Source organism: Rhodococcus sp. 27YEA6, from assembly GCF_044908235.1.
In the GTDB taxonomy this organism is placed as follows: Bacteria; Actinomycetota; Actinomycetes; order Mycobacteriales; family Mycobacteriaceae; genus Rhodococcus_F; species Rhodococcus_F qingshengii.
Genome location: NZ_JBIYCY010000008.1, coordinates 78,215 through 90,684 on the forward strand (window position 1 = coordinate 78,215; position 12,470 = coordinate 90,684).

Consider the following 12,470-nt stretch of genomic DNA (forward strand, 5'->3'; position numbering starts at 1 on the left):
CGCCTTTCCCAGAAGGAGTCAATTCCGTGCCGGAAGAATCCGCCTCGCCCTCCTATTCCACAATCAAGGAAACAGTTGCAGCTTTGATGCCGGCACTGGAGTCGGAACTCGTCGAACTTGTTCGTATTCCGTCGATAGCAACAGAAGGTTTCCCCAGCGAGCCCCTGTTCGAGGCTCACGACCTGATCGTTTCTCTATTGGAGAAGTCCGGAGTCACGAAGATAGAGAAACTCGAAATAACAGGTAAAACTGCGCCGGTCATCATTGCAACAGTTCCCGGTCCAGAGGGAGCCCCGACCGTATTGATGTATTCGCATTACGACGTCGTTCCCGCCGACGACGTCGAACTCTGGGATTCACCGCCTTTCGAACCGAGCAAGCGTGACGGCGCGATTTACGGCCGCGGTACGGCAGATTCGAAGGCAAACGTCATCGGCATGATCGGCGCGCTTCGCGTCTTCGACGGAAAGCCGCCAGTGACGGTCAAGCTCGTCATCGAAGGCCAGGAAGAATTCGGCAGCCCCTTCGACAACTATCCGCCGGAAGCCCCCGAATTGTTTGCGGCCGACGCAATGGTCATCGCCGACGTCGGGAGCGTTCGACCCGGATCACCGACCCTGACCGTCGCACTGCGCGGATCGGCCCAGGTGATCGTCGAACTCACCACTCTCGGAGCCGACAAGCACAACGGCCTCTACGGCGGCGCCGCACCGGACGCCCGCCTCGCGCTCATCCGCGCACTGGCGTCGCTGCACGACGACAACGGTGACGTGGCGGTCGACGGCCTCATGCGCGAACCGTGGACCGGCAGTTCATACACCGAGGACGAGTTCCGCACCCTCGCCGAGATCCGTGACGGGCTTCCGCTGCTCGGAACCGGCGGCATCGGCGAACGCATCTGGTCGGGCCCGGCCATCACCGTGACGGGAATCGACGCTCCCCCTGTGGACGGTGCGGTCAACGCCGTCGCAAGCACGGCCCGCGCCGTGATCAATCTGCGCGTACACCCGCGCCAACCTGCCACCGAGGCGCAGGCTGCTCTGGTCCGGCACCTGGAAGCCCTGCGCCCCTTCGGTTTGCAACTGACCGTCACCGCGGGAGAAACCGGCGACGGGTTTGCGGCAGCCGAAGGTGGACCGGCCTTCGACGCGGCATTGTCTGCACTATCGCAGTCGTGGGGTGAGCCGGCCGGGCTGATGGCAGGCGGCGGCTCGATCCCCCTCGTGATGGCCTTGGATACAGCAGTGCCCACCGCCGAGAAGCTGTTGTTCGGCGCCACCGACGGTTACGCGAACATCCACGGCCCCAACGAACGCGTCCTGCTCGACGAGCTCGAGAAGGCCGTCGTCGCCAAAGCACTGTTCTTCCAGGAGTACGCCGACACCTTCGAGGGGAAGAAATGAGCACCGAAACCGACACGGGGTCCGCACCTACTCCGGCCAAGAAGAAGTTCGAGTTCCCCGGCGCGGTCACGATGCTCGCGATCGTCACCGTCCTGGTATGGATTGCAGCACTGTTCATTCCGGCCGGACGCTTCGGCGTCGACGTGGACGGCTCACCCGTTCCCGGCAGCTTCGAAACCGTCACGTCTCCGCTGTCGTTCTGGGAACGAATCCAGCAACTGATCCTCTCCCCCGTCAACGGCCTCTACGGCGTCCAGGATTCGATCACCGGGTTCGTCGACACCGACAACATCGGACGGCTCTTCGGTTCGGTCGGCGTAGTCCTCTTCATCATGGCGCTCGGTGCGTTCATCTCGGTCAGCTTTGCCACCCGCAGTCTCGAAACCGCTGTCTCCCAACTCGCTACCAAGCTCAGCGACAAGGGCTGGTTGCTCATCACCGTCATCATGGTGCTGTTCTCGCTGCTCGGTTCGACAATGGGCTTCTCGGTCGAGACGTTCGGCTTCTACGCCCTGCTCATACCGCTGATGACGGCACTGGGCTACGACCGCATGGTCGCGGCCACCATGATCATCCTCGGCGCTCTGGTCGGAAACATGGCGTCGACCGTCAATCCGTTCTCGATCGGCGTCGCCTCCGGTGAGGCAGGCGTCTCCATCGGTGACGGCATCGTGCTGCGCGTGATCCTGTGGATCGTATTGACCGCTGTGGCAGTGGCATTCGTTCTCCGCTACGCCGCAAAGGTGAAGAAGGATCCGTCCAAGTCGCTTGTCGGTTTCGACATCGCGGACGACGAAGACGAAGAGCCGGCCGAGCCGGTGGACATCGACGGCAAGCTCACCGGAACTCAGAAGCTGGTACTGCTCATCACCGGACTCACCTTCGGACTGATGATCTTCTCCGTCATCCCGTGGTCGAGCATCTTCGGCGCCACTACCGGTCCGGCCGAGTACGACGCGTACCACGTCACGGCAACCGAGCCCTACTGGTTCGAGTTGAACTGGTGGTTCCCGCAATTGGCGATGCTGTTCATCCTCGCCGCCGTTCTCGTCGGCATAGTCGCGAAGATGGGTGAGAAGAAGATCGTCTCCCTGATCACGCGTGGAGCCGGCGACATGGTCGGACCGGCGATCGTCATCCTGCTCGCTCGCGGCGTCTCGGTGATCATGACCAACACCGAAACCCTCGACACCATCCTCAACGCGATGGAGCAATTGGTCAGCGGCGCTTCGGCGGGGGTCTTCGCGATCCTGGTGATGCTCGTCAACATCCCGCTGGCGTTCCTGATCCCGTCCAGTTCCGGTCACGCCACCCTGGCGATGCCGCTGCTCGCGCCGCTGGGCGACTTTGCCGGAGTCAGCCGAGCACTCGTCATCACCGCCTTCCAGATGGGCCACGGCCTGATGCTGATGGTTGCCCCGACCAACGTCGTCGTTGTCGGCGGGTTGGCCATGGCGAAGGTCGGCTACGACAAGTTCCTGCGCTTCGTCTGGCCACTGCTACTGATCAACTTCGTGATCGTTGTCGTGGTGATCGGCGCAGCAGCGGTATTCGAGTAGTTCAGGCGTGGTGGGCCTGGCGTGCCGCCGTCTCCAGACGGTCGGTGTACTCGGCCCACCACGCCTCATCGCCGGGAGCCAGATTGTTGTCGCCCGCTTTCATCCCCGCGGCGCCGTCGATCAGCTCCCGCACGATGTCCGCGTGGCCGGCGTGCCGATGGGTCTCGGTGACAACGTGAACGAGTATCTGGTGCAGCGTGACGTCGCGACGATCCTCCGGCCAGTGCTTCACGAAGCCGGGGGCGTCCAGATCGTGCTCCTCGATCGTGGCGTCGGCGAAAGCCCAGGTGCGGCGATAGGTTTCGACGATGTCGGCAGTGGACTCGTCGGCGCGGGCCCACATGTCGACGTTGAGTTCCTCCGAACGCAACCACGCGGGGAGATCGGGAACCCGACGGCCGAACGTCGGACCGAAATACCCGAGCTCGACGCCGATCATGTGTTTGACCAGACCCAACAAGTTGGTCCCTGTCCGGGTCATCGGGCGCCGAATGTCATACTCCGACAGCCCGTCGAGCTTCCAGACGAGCGCATCACGTGCTGCCTGCAGGTACCGCTGGAGATCTTCCTTTTCCGAGTTGGTGGTCATGAAACCAACCTAAACCGAGTGGAGCAGACATTGACAGCGGTCGAGGATCTGACCGAGGTTGCCTCTCGGGCCGTCGCCGCCGAGCGTGACGCCCGGTCGGTGCGCTGGCACAACCCGGCAGCCGTCCGCAAGGCTGCCGCGGCCGTCCGTGATTCGCTCGACGACGAACGATCAGCGCTGAGCCGACCGTCGTACAGCGGGTTGTCACCGTCGCCGCACATGGCGCGCCAACTCGAACTGATCACGACGTTGCAGCCGACGCTGCCCGCCGACGCCGGCATCGGCACCGCCGCGCAGGCCGAGGCCGACGCCGTCGCCGCGGTGACCACCGCACGGATAGCCTTGCGCGCCGCCCACCTTGCGGTTCTCGAAGCACGCGTCGCCGCGCTCGATGCCGGTGACACCGATACCGTCGCCGCCGCGATCCGTGGTTACGTCCCGCTGAACTCGGGCAACCCCGTCGTCCGGCATGTGCAGGATCTCGGCTCCCGGATCCGTGAGGAAGCACGGCACGTGGTGAGTGGTAAGCCTCGGTCGATCGCTTTTCGGCTGGGGCTGAGCCTCGGAATGGGCTTGGCGTACCTGGCATTCATTCGCCTCTTCCAGTGGGACACCAAGGAAGATCGACTGCCTTACCTTGCGCTGTACGCACTCTCGGGTGTGGTCGGAAGCGTCGTGTGCACCAATGCGCTCAGCTTCGACGCCGGCCGCGTGCGCGCTGCGTTGTCCGGTGGAACGAGGCTCTGGCACGTGCTCGTCGCGAAAAACGCGGTGATGCTGCTCCTCGTCGGCAGCGCCGGGTTCCTGCTCAGCGCCGTCCTCGCGTGGCGCTCCGGAAGCAGTGCCGACCTGGTGAAGGCGTGCGGCCAGGTGCTGACCATGATCCTGCTCTGGTTGGGGGTCGCGAACGTGATGTCGGTGAGCTTGCCGCTGCGGGCAGAACCGATGACGGCGCGGCGCCACGACGGCACGTGGAAGCAGTTCCTGCTGTCCTTCGTCATCTCGTACGGTGTCGGACTGATCGTCAATCTGATGCTCTACTGGCGCGTCTGGGCAAAGACGACGCTGCTCGAGCAGATGGGCGGTCCGTGGATTCCGGTCCTGCTGCTCCTCGCGAGCGCGGCCGCGACGTGGCTGTTGCTGACCGTGCTGGCCGTACTCTTGGCCGAGCAACCGCGCTTCCGTCGCGCCTTGCACCGGGAGATGGTGGTCTACCGCGAAGAAACCAACCACTTGCAGGCGACCATTCAGCACAATTCCGGCTAATGTAGCCGTGCGTGGCTGATCCGGGCACGTCGCGAGTACACGCAGTGTCGAGGAAGGCGTGACCCATCATGTCCGTAAAGCCTGGCGCGGCCGCCACAACGGCCGCCGTGAGCACCGCCTCCTGGCTACCACTCATCGTGGTGGTCCTCACCCAGATTCAGGCGTCGTTCGCCGTCAACGCCCTGACCGTCTCGATGGCCGGCATCACCACCGATCTCGACACGCCCGCAACAAGTGTCGGCACCGCGATCACCGCGGGCACCTTCGCCATGGCTGCCTTCATTCTGTTGGGGGCCAAGATCGGCGCCCGTTACGGAACGCGTCTGGTCTTCCAGATTGCCGTCGCGATTCACGGCCTCGCAATGGCCGCGGTCGCCCTGAGTCAGAGCCCGGCAATGCTGTTCGTGGCCCAAGCTGCATCCGGCGCCGTGATCGCCCTCATCGCTCCCGCGTTGACGGTCTTCATCGCCACGAACTTCAGTGGCGATCAGCAGGCAAAGGCCATCGGTTACCTGGCAGCAGCAATCCCGGCGGCCGGTGTGCTGGCGCTGCTCATCGCCGGTTCCTTCGCGACGACGATCGGGTGGCGATACTCGTTCGCCCTCGTCGTGGCTCTCGCGGTGGTCAACCTGATCCTGAGCTTCCGGGTCAAACCTGTTCCCCCGCAGAAGGACATCACCATCGACTGGGCCGGCGCCGCCATTGCTGCCGTTGCCGTCATCCTGCTCAGCTTCGGTTTCAGCGGCCTGAACTCGTGGGGCGTCATCCTGGCCACCGACGCTGCGCCGTTCTCGGTCATCGGTGTTTCACCCGCGGCCATCCTGATCGTCCTCGGCACCATCTGCGCGCAGGGATTCTTCCAGTGGACGCGAAGCCGCAAGGCGCAGAACAAGCCTCAGCTCTTCAACCTCGACGTCCTCAAGACCGGCGCCGAGCGCGCCACCACGATTTGCATGGCGACGATGATGTTCGTGGGAACCGCGGCCAACTTCCTCATTCCGCTGTACATGCAGATCATCCAGGGCCGCAGCAGCTTGCAGACGTCGTTCTCGATCATCCCGTACACACTTTCGATCTTCATCGCGAGCACCGTCGTCGCGCGTCTGTACAAGACGTACTCCCCGCGTCTGATCGCACGAGCCGGGTTCGTCGTCGTTGCCGCTGGACTCATCTTGTTGGCCTTCACCATTCGTGGCGACTGGCATCAGATCTTTGTCGTCATCGGACTGATCACCCTCGGCCTCGGGCAGGGCGCCATCGTTGCGCTGGTGTTCAACACCCTCCTCACCGCAGCCCCCAAGGAACTGGCCGGCGACGTCGGTGCCTGGCGAGGACTGGTACACAACATGTCCGGCAGCGTCGGCATCGCGGTGGCCAGCGTCTTCGCCGTCGGAATCCTCGGTTCCCTCGTCAGCTCGCAGCTGATCGACAACCCCACCATCCCGGCATCACTCAAGGTCGAGTCCGGGATCAATCTCGACCAGGTCAACTTCGTCCCCAACGATCAACTCGTCGTGACGCTCGAAAACACCTCGGCGACACAAGCACAGATCGACGAAGCCATCCGGATCAACACCGAAGCGCGCTTGCGCGCCCTGCGAACCTCGCTACTCGTCCTCGCCGGACTCTCCCTGCTCGCCATCATTCCGGCCGGCCGCATGCCCGACGAAGTACCTGCTCTGGAAGAACCGCAACCCACGAAGGGCAAGAAGTAACCGATGTCCAACCAAGACCAATTCGGTCCGATCGAATACGTTGCCGTCGAGTTTCCCGGCGGTGCACCGACCTCCGCAGGATTCGAGCAGCTGCTCACTCTCGTCGACTCCGGCGTGATCCGCATCCTCGACCTCGAGTTCGTCACCAAAGCCGCCGATGGATCAGTGGCCGTCGTACCGGCATCGACCTTCGAACTCGCAGATTTCGATCTGGCGCAGTTCGACGGCGCAGCCTCCGGACTGCTCGACGCCGGCGACATCGCCGCCGTTGGTGACGAGTTGGCCACCGGTAGTGTTGCCGCCGTGCTCGTTTACGAGGAACTGGCCATACTGCCGGTGATCGACGCGTGGACACGCAGCGGCGCAAAGATTGTCACCGAAGGTCACCTGAGCTTGGACGAACTTGCCACCGCACTCGACAACACCGCACCAGGCAATACGGAGAAGGACGCATGAGTTTCTTGAGGCGAGCCGGCCGGGTAGCCGTCGCAAGCTCCATTCACGGCAATGTTCAGCGCCGTCAGCGGACCCGTTGGGCCGCCGAAGATCAGGCTCGCGCAGCGCAGGCCCAGCCGGTGCCTCCGATTCCCGATCTACCACCCCTGCCACCGCAGGCAGCTCCGGCAGCATCGATGGACTTAAAGCTCGAACAGCTCACCAAGCTGGGCGAACTCAAGAATGCGGGAGTATTGACCGAGGCCGAGTTCGAGACCCAGAAGGCGCGCATCCTCGCCTGACCTAGCTGCGCCTCCCGAGGGCAAAAGCCATGACGGGAAGCTGCGTCGTCGCGAGATTCAACAGAGATGCCACTCGCGCATCCGTGAATCCTGCGATGGCGCAGCCCACAAGTCCCATCGCCTCGGTCACGAGGTACAGATTCTGAACCAGCACACCGGCATCCACGTGCATCGTGCGGTAGTGCCGCATCGCGTACTTCTCGAGCGGCGCTTCCACGTCGGCAACCACAAACAAAAGAACCGGGAACACGTCGACGAACTCGGGTTGGAGAAGGCTCGCTCGAAGGTGCTCTCGCACGTCGCCTGGCCGGACAGCTTCGGCACGGCCTCGGGCATATCGGTATACCCCGGCTCCGAGCTCGTCTCCGGGTCGGCTGAGAACAAACGACAGCGTCAGTTCGCGCATCCCGCCCGCCGTCGGGCTGCTGACAACACTGTGGTGCAACACGTTTGACAGCTCGCCTGCTCGGAGTGCCGTCTGTGCGGGGTCGTAGCGGCTCCGCCGTGCCTGCAAGACGTCCGCGAACCCGCAGGCCGGCAGTGGCGTCGCGGCCGGCAGTTCCACGGATTCACACGTCACCGGCGGCAGTGCGTGCTCGTCGAACGGTAGCTCCGACGGACTCACCGTCCGGTCCAACACTGCATGCAGCGATACGACGGCCTCGATTCGCTCGAGTGCGGTCACGAACCCGGGTGCAGCAGGCGAGACACCTCGCCGGCCCCGTCGATCGAGACCAACTCGCCGGCGAACCATGCCTCCGGAACGGCAAAGATCGCATTCGACGCCGCGGCGGGGGTTCCGGCAAATGCCGTCCGCGCAGCATCCAGGGTGGATTCCCGAGCCGACTCGGTGGAGTAGACGACGAGGATAGCCTTCGGCGACTTCGCGAGCACCGATTCCGTGGCTACCTGGCCGAAGTACTTTCCGTCGGGAAGGTCGTTCTCGAAAAGATTGCTTCCCCCGGCGGCCTCGAGCACACTGCTGTAGAGGCCCCTGGCCAGAGCATAGGACTGTCCCTCCGAAACCTGAACCATCACAGTGGGAACCGGCTCCTGCCCGGCGACAGATGCCTCGGTTGCTGCGAGGGACTTCTTGCCGTCGGCCAGGAGGGTTGCTGCCGCGTCACTTGTTCCGGTCAAGGCGCCGAGACCGTCGAGGTCGGACCAGACGTCGTCGATCCTGCCTTCGGTGACGGCCTTGTGGCAGTAGCCGCTGTTCACGAAGATCGGGATGCCGAGGTCACGCAATTCGTCCATGGTCTGCAATCGGTCACCGTCGAACCAGTATTCCCCGTCGGAGACGATCAGATCCGGACGGGCGTCGAGCAATGCTTCTTTCGCGGGAACTCCGGCGCTCAGTACCGGCACGGCCGCGAACTGATCAGCGAGTTCGGGGCTGGGAGGAGAGAGGTCGGTATTCGATTGTCCGACAATGCGGTCGGCGGCGCCGAGCTGAATGAGAAGTTCCGTCATCGACGGATACAGCGAGACAATCCGCTCCGCCGTCTTGGGCACCGTGACCTCGCGATCACAATTGGTGACGGTGATCTTCTCGGACGACGACGCCGCCGAATCCGCCGTGGAGTTTCCGCATGCGGCCAGTACTGCGGTGGCGGTAACGGCCGAGCACAACAGCGCGGCAGTACGTATCGAGGATTTCAAGACACTGCTTCTTTCGTGTGTAGGAGCGGAGGGGCGAACGAGAGCAGGGGGCGCCCGGTCAACGGATGAGTGCCGAGATGCACCTGAACCCCGAATACTTCGGACAGCAGGTCCTCGGTGAGGACCTCGGCCGTTGGTCCTGTCGCGACAACTACCCCGCCGGAGAGCAGACAGACGTAGTCGCAATACGCTGCGGCCAAGGCGAGTTCATGGATCGCGACAATCGTCGTGGTACCGAGTTCGGCGACCAATTCCATCAATTCGAGTTGAGCACGGATGTCGAGGTGGTTGGTGGGCTCGTCCAGGACCAGCACCGACGGTTGTTGAGCGATCGCCCGGGCCAACATCACACGCTGCTTTTCTCCGCCGGACAGTTCGGCGAAGAGACGTGATCCAAAGCCCTGCATGCCGGTTCGCACCAGTGCTGCGCTGACGATGTCTCGGTCGATCTCGCCGAGTCGAGAGAACGCGCTGTGATGCGGCGTCCGACCCGTTGCAACCACCTCGCGGACGCTGAACGAGAAATCGGATGAATGCTCCTGCCCCACAACACCGATGATGCGTGCCGCCGATCGAGGCGAGAGATCGTCCCAAACATTCACCTCGTCCACCTTCACGATTCCGCTTCGCGGCTTCATCGAGCGATACAACGCGCGAAGGAGGGAGGACTTTCCACTGCCGTTCGGTCCGACGAGTCCGACCACGCTTCCCTCGGGCGCTTCGAGGTCTACACCCGAAACCACGAGGCGTCCGCCCCGAACGACGTGAATTCCGCTGGCCGACAATCTCATGACTGCGCACCGCCGTCCCGTCGAAGCAACCAGAGGAAGAACGGTGCACCCAATCCGGCGGTGATGATCCCGAGCGGTAATTCGTTGGGCGCATCCAACATCCGAGCCGCAAGATCGACAATCACCAGGAAGGTGGCACCAACCAACGCGGTCGCGGGGAGCAGCTTGCCGTGATCGGAACCGACCAGAAGTCGTACGGCGTGCGGCACGAGCAGCCCCACGAAACCGATTCCCCCGGCGACGGATACGACAACCGCGGTCAGCAACGACGCGATCACCAGTAGTAGCAACCTGGTACGGCGCACGTCCACGCCGACCGATTGCGCGCTCTCGTCTCCCATGGCCAACGCGTTGAGTTGGCGCGATTGTGTCAACAGAATTGCCGCACAGACGGTGATCACCGCGGCGGGCACACCGAGATCCGACCAACTGGCCCCGCTCACCGAGCCCAGCAACCAGAAGAGCACTCCCGAAAGCTGACTCGGATCGGCGCGCAACTGCACAAAACTTGTTGCAGCCGAGAGCAGATAGCCGATGGCAACTCCGGCCAGGACCATGCGCAGCGGGACGAGCATTCCCTCTCGCCGACCCAGTACGAGAACCGCGATCAGGGAGACCATGGCCCCCAGGAAGGCTGCCACCGGGACACCGATCGACAGGCCGGTGCCGATGCCGGTCGTCATGATCAGTACTGCACCGAAGGATGCTCCGGAACCCACGCCCAGAATGTACGGATCGGCAATCGGGTTGCGCACCAACGCTTGCAGCACGGCGCCGGCCAACGACAATCCGGCGCCCGCCAATGCCGCAATCAGAATGCGCGGTACCCGCAATCCCCACACGATCCGATCGAGCAGCGGGTCGACCGGCGGACCGCCGACGTGCGCGTACAACACCGCGAACACGTCGGCAAAGGACACCGACGCGGCACCCGACCACACCGCGACGGTGGAGACCGCGACAAGCACAACCGCCGTGGCCAACAGAAACGGGACGTACCCGCGCTCGCCGACGGGATGTGGACGCGACGGCACTCGTCGTGCTGCCTCGCTGGTCAGCGTCATCGCACTCCTGAGTAGGTGGGGTTCGCAGTCATGAACAGGTGGATCTAACCATAACGACAGTCGTTTTCATTAATAGTCACATGCTCATCTGTGCGGGTAAGGGTCGGTCCGCAGCGCGCTCGCCCACGCGAAGAGCGCCCCGACCAGCGCAAAGATGCACGCAACGAGGTAGGCAGTGCCGATGTCCCAGCGTCCTGCGATTGCCCCGGCAATCAAGGCGCCGACCGGCGAACCACCCCAGGCGACCATCCTCGCCGTGGTGTTCACGCGCCCCTGCAGACGATCCGGAGTCAGGCGCTGACGTGCACCGATGCCATTGAGGATGGTGACGGTCGCACAGCCGGAGTAGACGACGAGCGCCGTGATCGCGGCGCCGGTATTGCCGGTTGTCGCAACGACGAACAGCACCACCGGGCCGATGGTCAGCGCCCCGACCGTGATCGCCCCGACCGGCCACCGCGCCGGTAGCCGTGGAAGCACGAGTGCGCCGACCACTCCACCCACGGAGACGGCCGTCCACACGGCACCGATCATCGGACTCGACGTCGCAATCCCCAGCCTCTCGGACGCGTACACCACGAGGAGAGCCGTAACCGCACCCTGCGTCAGCGAATTGACGAAGCCGACGCCGGTCAAGGCCCGCAGAAGCGGCGACTGCCAGAGGAAGTTGAGGCCTTCGCGTATGTCACGCGCAATTCCGGTTCCCGACTTCTTCGGCGCCGCAGGAGTAATCGAAAACGAGGCTCCGATCGAGGCCATGGCCAGCCCGGCCAGTACGTAAGCCAGTGCATCAGCACCCAATGCGTAGGCCGGGCCGATCGAGGCCACGAGCACGCCGGCTATCGCCGGAAAGACAACATCGATCAGCGTGCTGGACGTCCACAGCGCGCTGTTGGCCGCCGGTATCCTCTGCCGACCGACCAGAGCAGGCAGCGCTCCGAAAGCAGCGGCGTCGAACCACACGAAACACGTTCCGATGCACATCGATACGCCGACGGCATGCCACGCCGTCAATACGCCGAGTGCCTGCGCTGCCGGAATACTCGCCAAGGCAAGTGCAGCTACGGCCTGCGCACACAGGATGACCGTCCGCCGGTTGACTCGGTCTGCCACGGCGCCGGCGAACAAGCCGAACACGAGATACGGCAGAACCGTCCCCGCAGCCGCGAGTGAGGTGAGAAACGGAGACCGGCTGATGTCGAACACCAGGATCGGCATGGCCACTCCGGTGACCGCCGCACCGGCTACGGCAATCGTACGAGCCGTGAAGAACAATCGAAACGATCTGTCCCGAAAGACATGTGGTTGCGCTTCGACGGATCCCGTCGTCGGGGTCTCGCTCATGTATGCACTCTCTTGTACCTGTTGCTCTCCGTGGCGATCTTTCGTACGGTGACATCGTAATGGAAATGGTTTCCATTACGGAAGGGATGACAATGAGCAACATTTCGTTCGACAGCATCTCCAACTCGGCTCCGACCAATGCACTCCAGGGCGTCGGCACCAACGCTCTCGTCGACAACCCGTTCACCTTCGAGCCGGTTGCCGAGGCAACGTCCGCACACGCTCTGCAGGGTGTGGGCACCAACGCCCTCGTCGACAACCCGTTCAGCTTCCAGAGCTGAAACCTCCCCTGATCCAGACTGTTTCGACAGTCTGATCTGCCGATGACCCCGCCCGCATC

At 63.5% G+C, this 12,470-nt stretch carries 13 protein-coding genes; 7 read left to right on the top strand and 6 right to left on the bottom strand.

Annotation, left to right across the window (positions count from 1 at the left end; all coding sequences use genetic code 11):
* Positions 1 to 26: 26 nt before the first annotated feature.
* Positions 27 to 1,403 (top strand): M20/M25/M40 family metallo-hydrolase, encoded by a 1,377-nt coding sequence (locus tag ABH939_RS20735; protein WP_080726737.1) that lies wholly within the window; start codon positions 27 to 29, stop codon positions 1,401 to 1,403.
* Positions 1,400 to 2,962 (top strand): YfcC family protein, encoded by a 1,563-nt coding sequence (locus ABH939_RS20740; protein ID WP_221742491.1) that lies wholly within the window; start codon positions 1,400 to 1,402, stop codon positions 2,960 to 2,962. Before ABH939_RS20735 ends, ABH939_RS20740 begins: the two co-directional genes overlap by 4 nt.
* A gap of 1 nt (position 2,963) precedes the next feature.
* Here the strand turns inward: ABH939_RS20740 and ABH939_RS20745 are convergent, their stop codons facing one another.
* Complete coding sequence (locus tag ABH939_RS20745; protein WP_065456370.1) at positions 2,964 to 3,551, bottom strand: DinB family protein; 588 nt, start codon at positions 3,549 to 3,551, stop codon at positions 2,964 to 2,966.
* An 18-nt stretch (positions 3,552 to 3,569) separates the two neighbouring features.
* Between ABH939_RS20745 and ABH939_RS20750 the strand changes: the two genes are divergently transcribed.
* The 4 genes from ABH939_RS20750 to ABH939_RS20765 all read left to right on the top strand — a co-directional run bounded on the left by ABH939_RS20750 (position 3,570) and on the right by ABH939_RS20765 (position 7,269).
* Complete coding sequence (locus ABH939_RS20750) at positions 3,570 to 4,817, top strand: hypothetical protein (RefSeq protein WP_223304489.1); 1,248 nt, start codon at positions 3,570 to 3,572, stop codon at positions 4,815 to 4,817.
* A 68-nt stretch (positions 4,818 to 4,885) separates the two neighbouring features.
* Entirely contained in the window at positions 4,886 to 6,532 is a 1,647-nt protein-coding gene (locus tag ABH939_RS20755; RefSeq protein WP_050657053.1) for an MFS transporter, read from the top strand.
* Positions 6,533 to 6,535: 3 nt separating this feature from the next.
* The gene (locus ABH939_RS20760; RefSeq protein WP_007735911.1) at positions 6,536 to 6,988 is read left to right on the top strand and encodes a DUF6325 family protein; all 453 of its coding nucleotides are present in this window, start codon (positions 6,536 to 6,538) and stop codon (positions 6,986 to 6,988) included.
* Entirely contained in the window at positions 6,985 to 7,269 is a 285-nt protein-coding gene (locus ABH939_RS20765; RefSeq protein WP_007735909.1) for an SHOCT domain-containing protein, read from the top strand. Before ABH939_RS20760 ends, ABH939_RS20765 begins: the two co-directional genes overlap by 4 nt.
* A gap of 1 nt (position 7,270) precedes the next feature.
* Here the strand turns inward: ABH939_RS20765 and ABH939_RS20770 are convergent, their stop codons facing one another.
* The 5 genes from ABH939_RS20770 to ABH939_RS20790 all read right to left on the bottom strand — a co-directional run bounded on the left by ABH939_RS20770 (position 7,271) and on the right by ABH939_RS20790 (position 12,130).
* Complete coding sequence (locus ABH939_RS20770) at positions 7,271 to 7,954, bottom strand: SagB family peptide dehydrogenase (protein WP_075831745.1); 684 nt, start codon at positions 7,952 to 7,954, stop codon at positions 7,271 to 7,273.
* Positions 7,951 to 8,931, bottom strand: a complete 981-nt coding sequence (locus ABH939_RS20775; protein WP_404650056.1) for an ABC transporter substrate-binding protein — start codon at positions 8,929 to 8,931, stop codon at positions 7,951 to 7,953. The genes ABH939_RS20770 and ABH939_RS20775 overlap by 4 nt, the downstream gene beginning before the upstream one ends.
* Positions 8,928 to 9,722 (bottom strand): ABC transporter ATP-binding protein, encoded by a 795-nt coding sequence (locus ABH939_RS20780; protein ID WP_042453274.1) that lies wholly within the window; start codon positions 9,720 to 9,722, stop codon positions 8,928 to 8,930. The genes ABH939_RS20775 and ABH939_RS20780 overlap by 4 nt, the downstream gene beginning before the upstream one ends.
* Positions 9,719 to 10,786, bottom strand: a complete 1,068-nt coding sequence (locus ABH939_RS20785) for an iron ABC transporter permease (protein WP_209910777.1) — start codon at positions 10,784 to 10,786, stop codon at positions 9,719 to 9,721. The genes ABH939_RS20780 and ABH939_RS20785 overlap by 4 nt, the downstream gene beginning before the upstream one ends.
* 84 nt (positions 10,787 to 10,870) lie before the next feature.
* Complete coding sequence (locus tag ABH939_RS20790) at positions 10,871 to 12,130, bottom strand: MFS transporter (protein WP_209910774.1); 1,260 nt, start codon at positions 12,128 to 12,130, stop codon at positions 10,871 to 10,873.
* Positions 12,131 to 12,222: 92 nt separating this feature from the next.
* Here ABH939_RS20790 and ABH939_RS20795 point away from each other — a divergent pair, with 92 nt between their 5' ends.
* A complete protein-coding gene (locus tag ABH939_RS20795) occupies positions 12,223 to 12,411 on the top strand; it encodes a streptamidine-related RiPP repeat protein (RefSeq protein WP_228401636.1) in 189 nt (62 codons plus the stop codon).
* Positions 12,412 to 12,470 lie beyond the last annotated feature (59 nt).

Bases quoted from the DNA above. Each gene is read 5' to 3' on its own strand.
- ABH939_RS20740 (WP_221742491.1), top strand. From the start codon at position 1,400: ATGAGCACCGAAACCGACACGGGGTCCGCACCTACTCCGGCCAAGAAG.
- ABH939_RS20745 (WP_065456370.1), bottom strand. From the start codon at position 3,551: ATGACCACCAACTCGGAAAAGGAAGATCTCCAGCGGTACCTGCAGGCA.
- ABH939_RS20755 (WP_050657053.1), top strand. From the start codon at position 4,886: ATGTCCGTAAAGCCTGGCGCGGCCGCCACAACGGCCGCCGTGAGCACC.
- ABH939_RS20760 (WP_007735911.1), top strand. From the start codon at position 6,536: ATGTCCAACCAAGACCAATTCGGTCCGATCGAATACGTTGCCGTCGAG.
- ABH939_RS20765 (WP_007735909.1), top strand. From the start codon at position 6,985: ATGAGTTTCTTGAGGCGAGCCGGCCGGGTAGCCGTCGCAAGCTCCATT.
- ABH939_RS20780 (WP_042453274.1), bottom strand. From the start codon at position 9,722: ATGAGATTGTCGGCCAGCGGAATTCACGTCGTTCGGGGCGGACGCCTC.
- ABH939_RS20785 (WP_209910777.1), bottom strand. From the start codon at position 10,786: ATGACGCTGACCAGCGAGGCAGCACGACGAGTGCCGTCGCGTCCACAT.
- ABH939_RS20790 (WP_209910774.1), bottom strand. From the start codon at position 12,130: ATGAGCGAGACCCCGACGACGGGATCCGTCGAAGCGCAACCACATGTC.
- ABH939_RS20795 (WP_228401636.1), top strand. From the start codon at position 12,223: ATGAGCAACATTTCGTTCGACAGCATCTCCAACTCGGCTCCGACCAAT.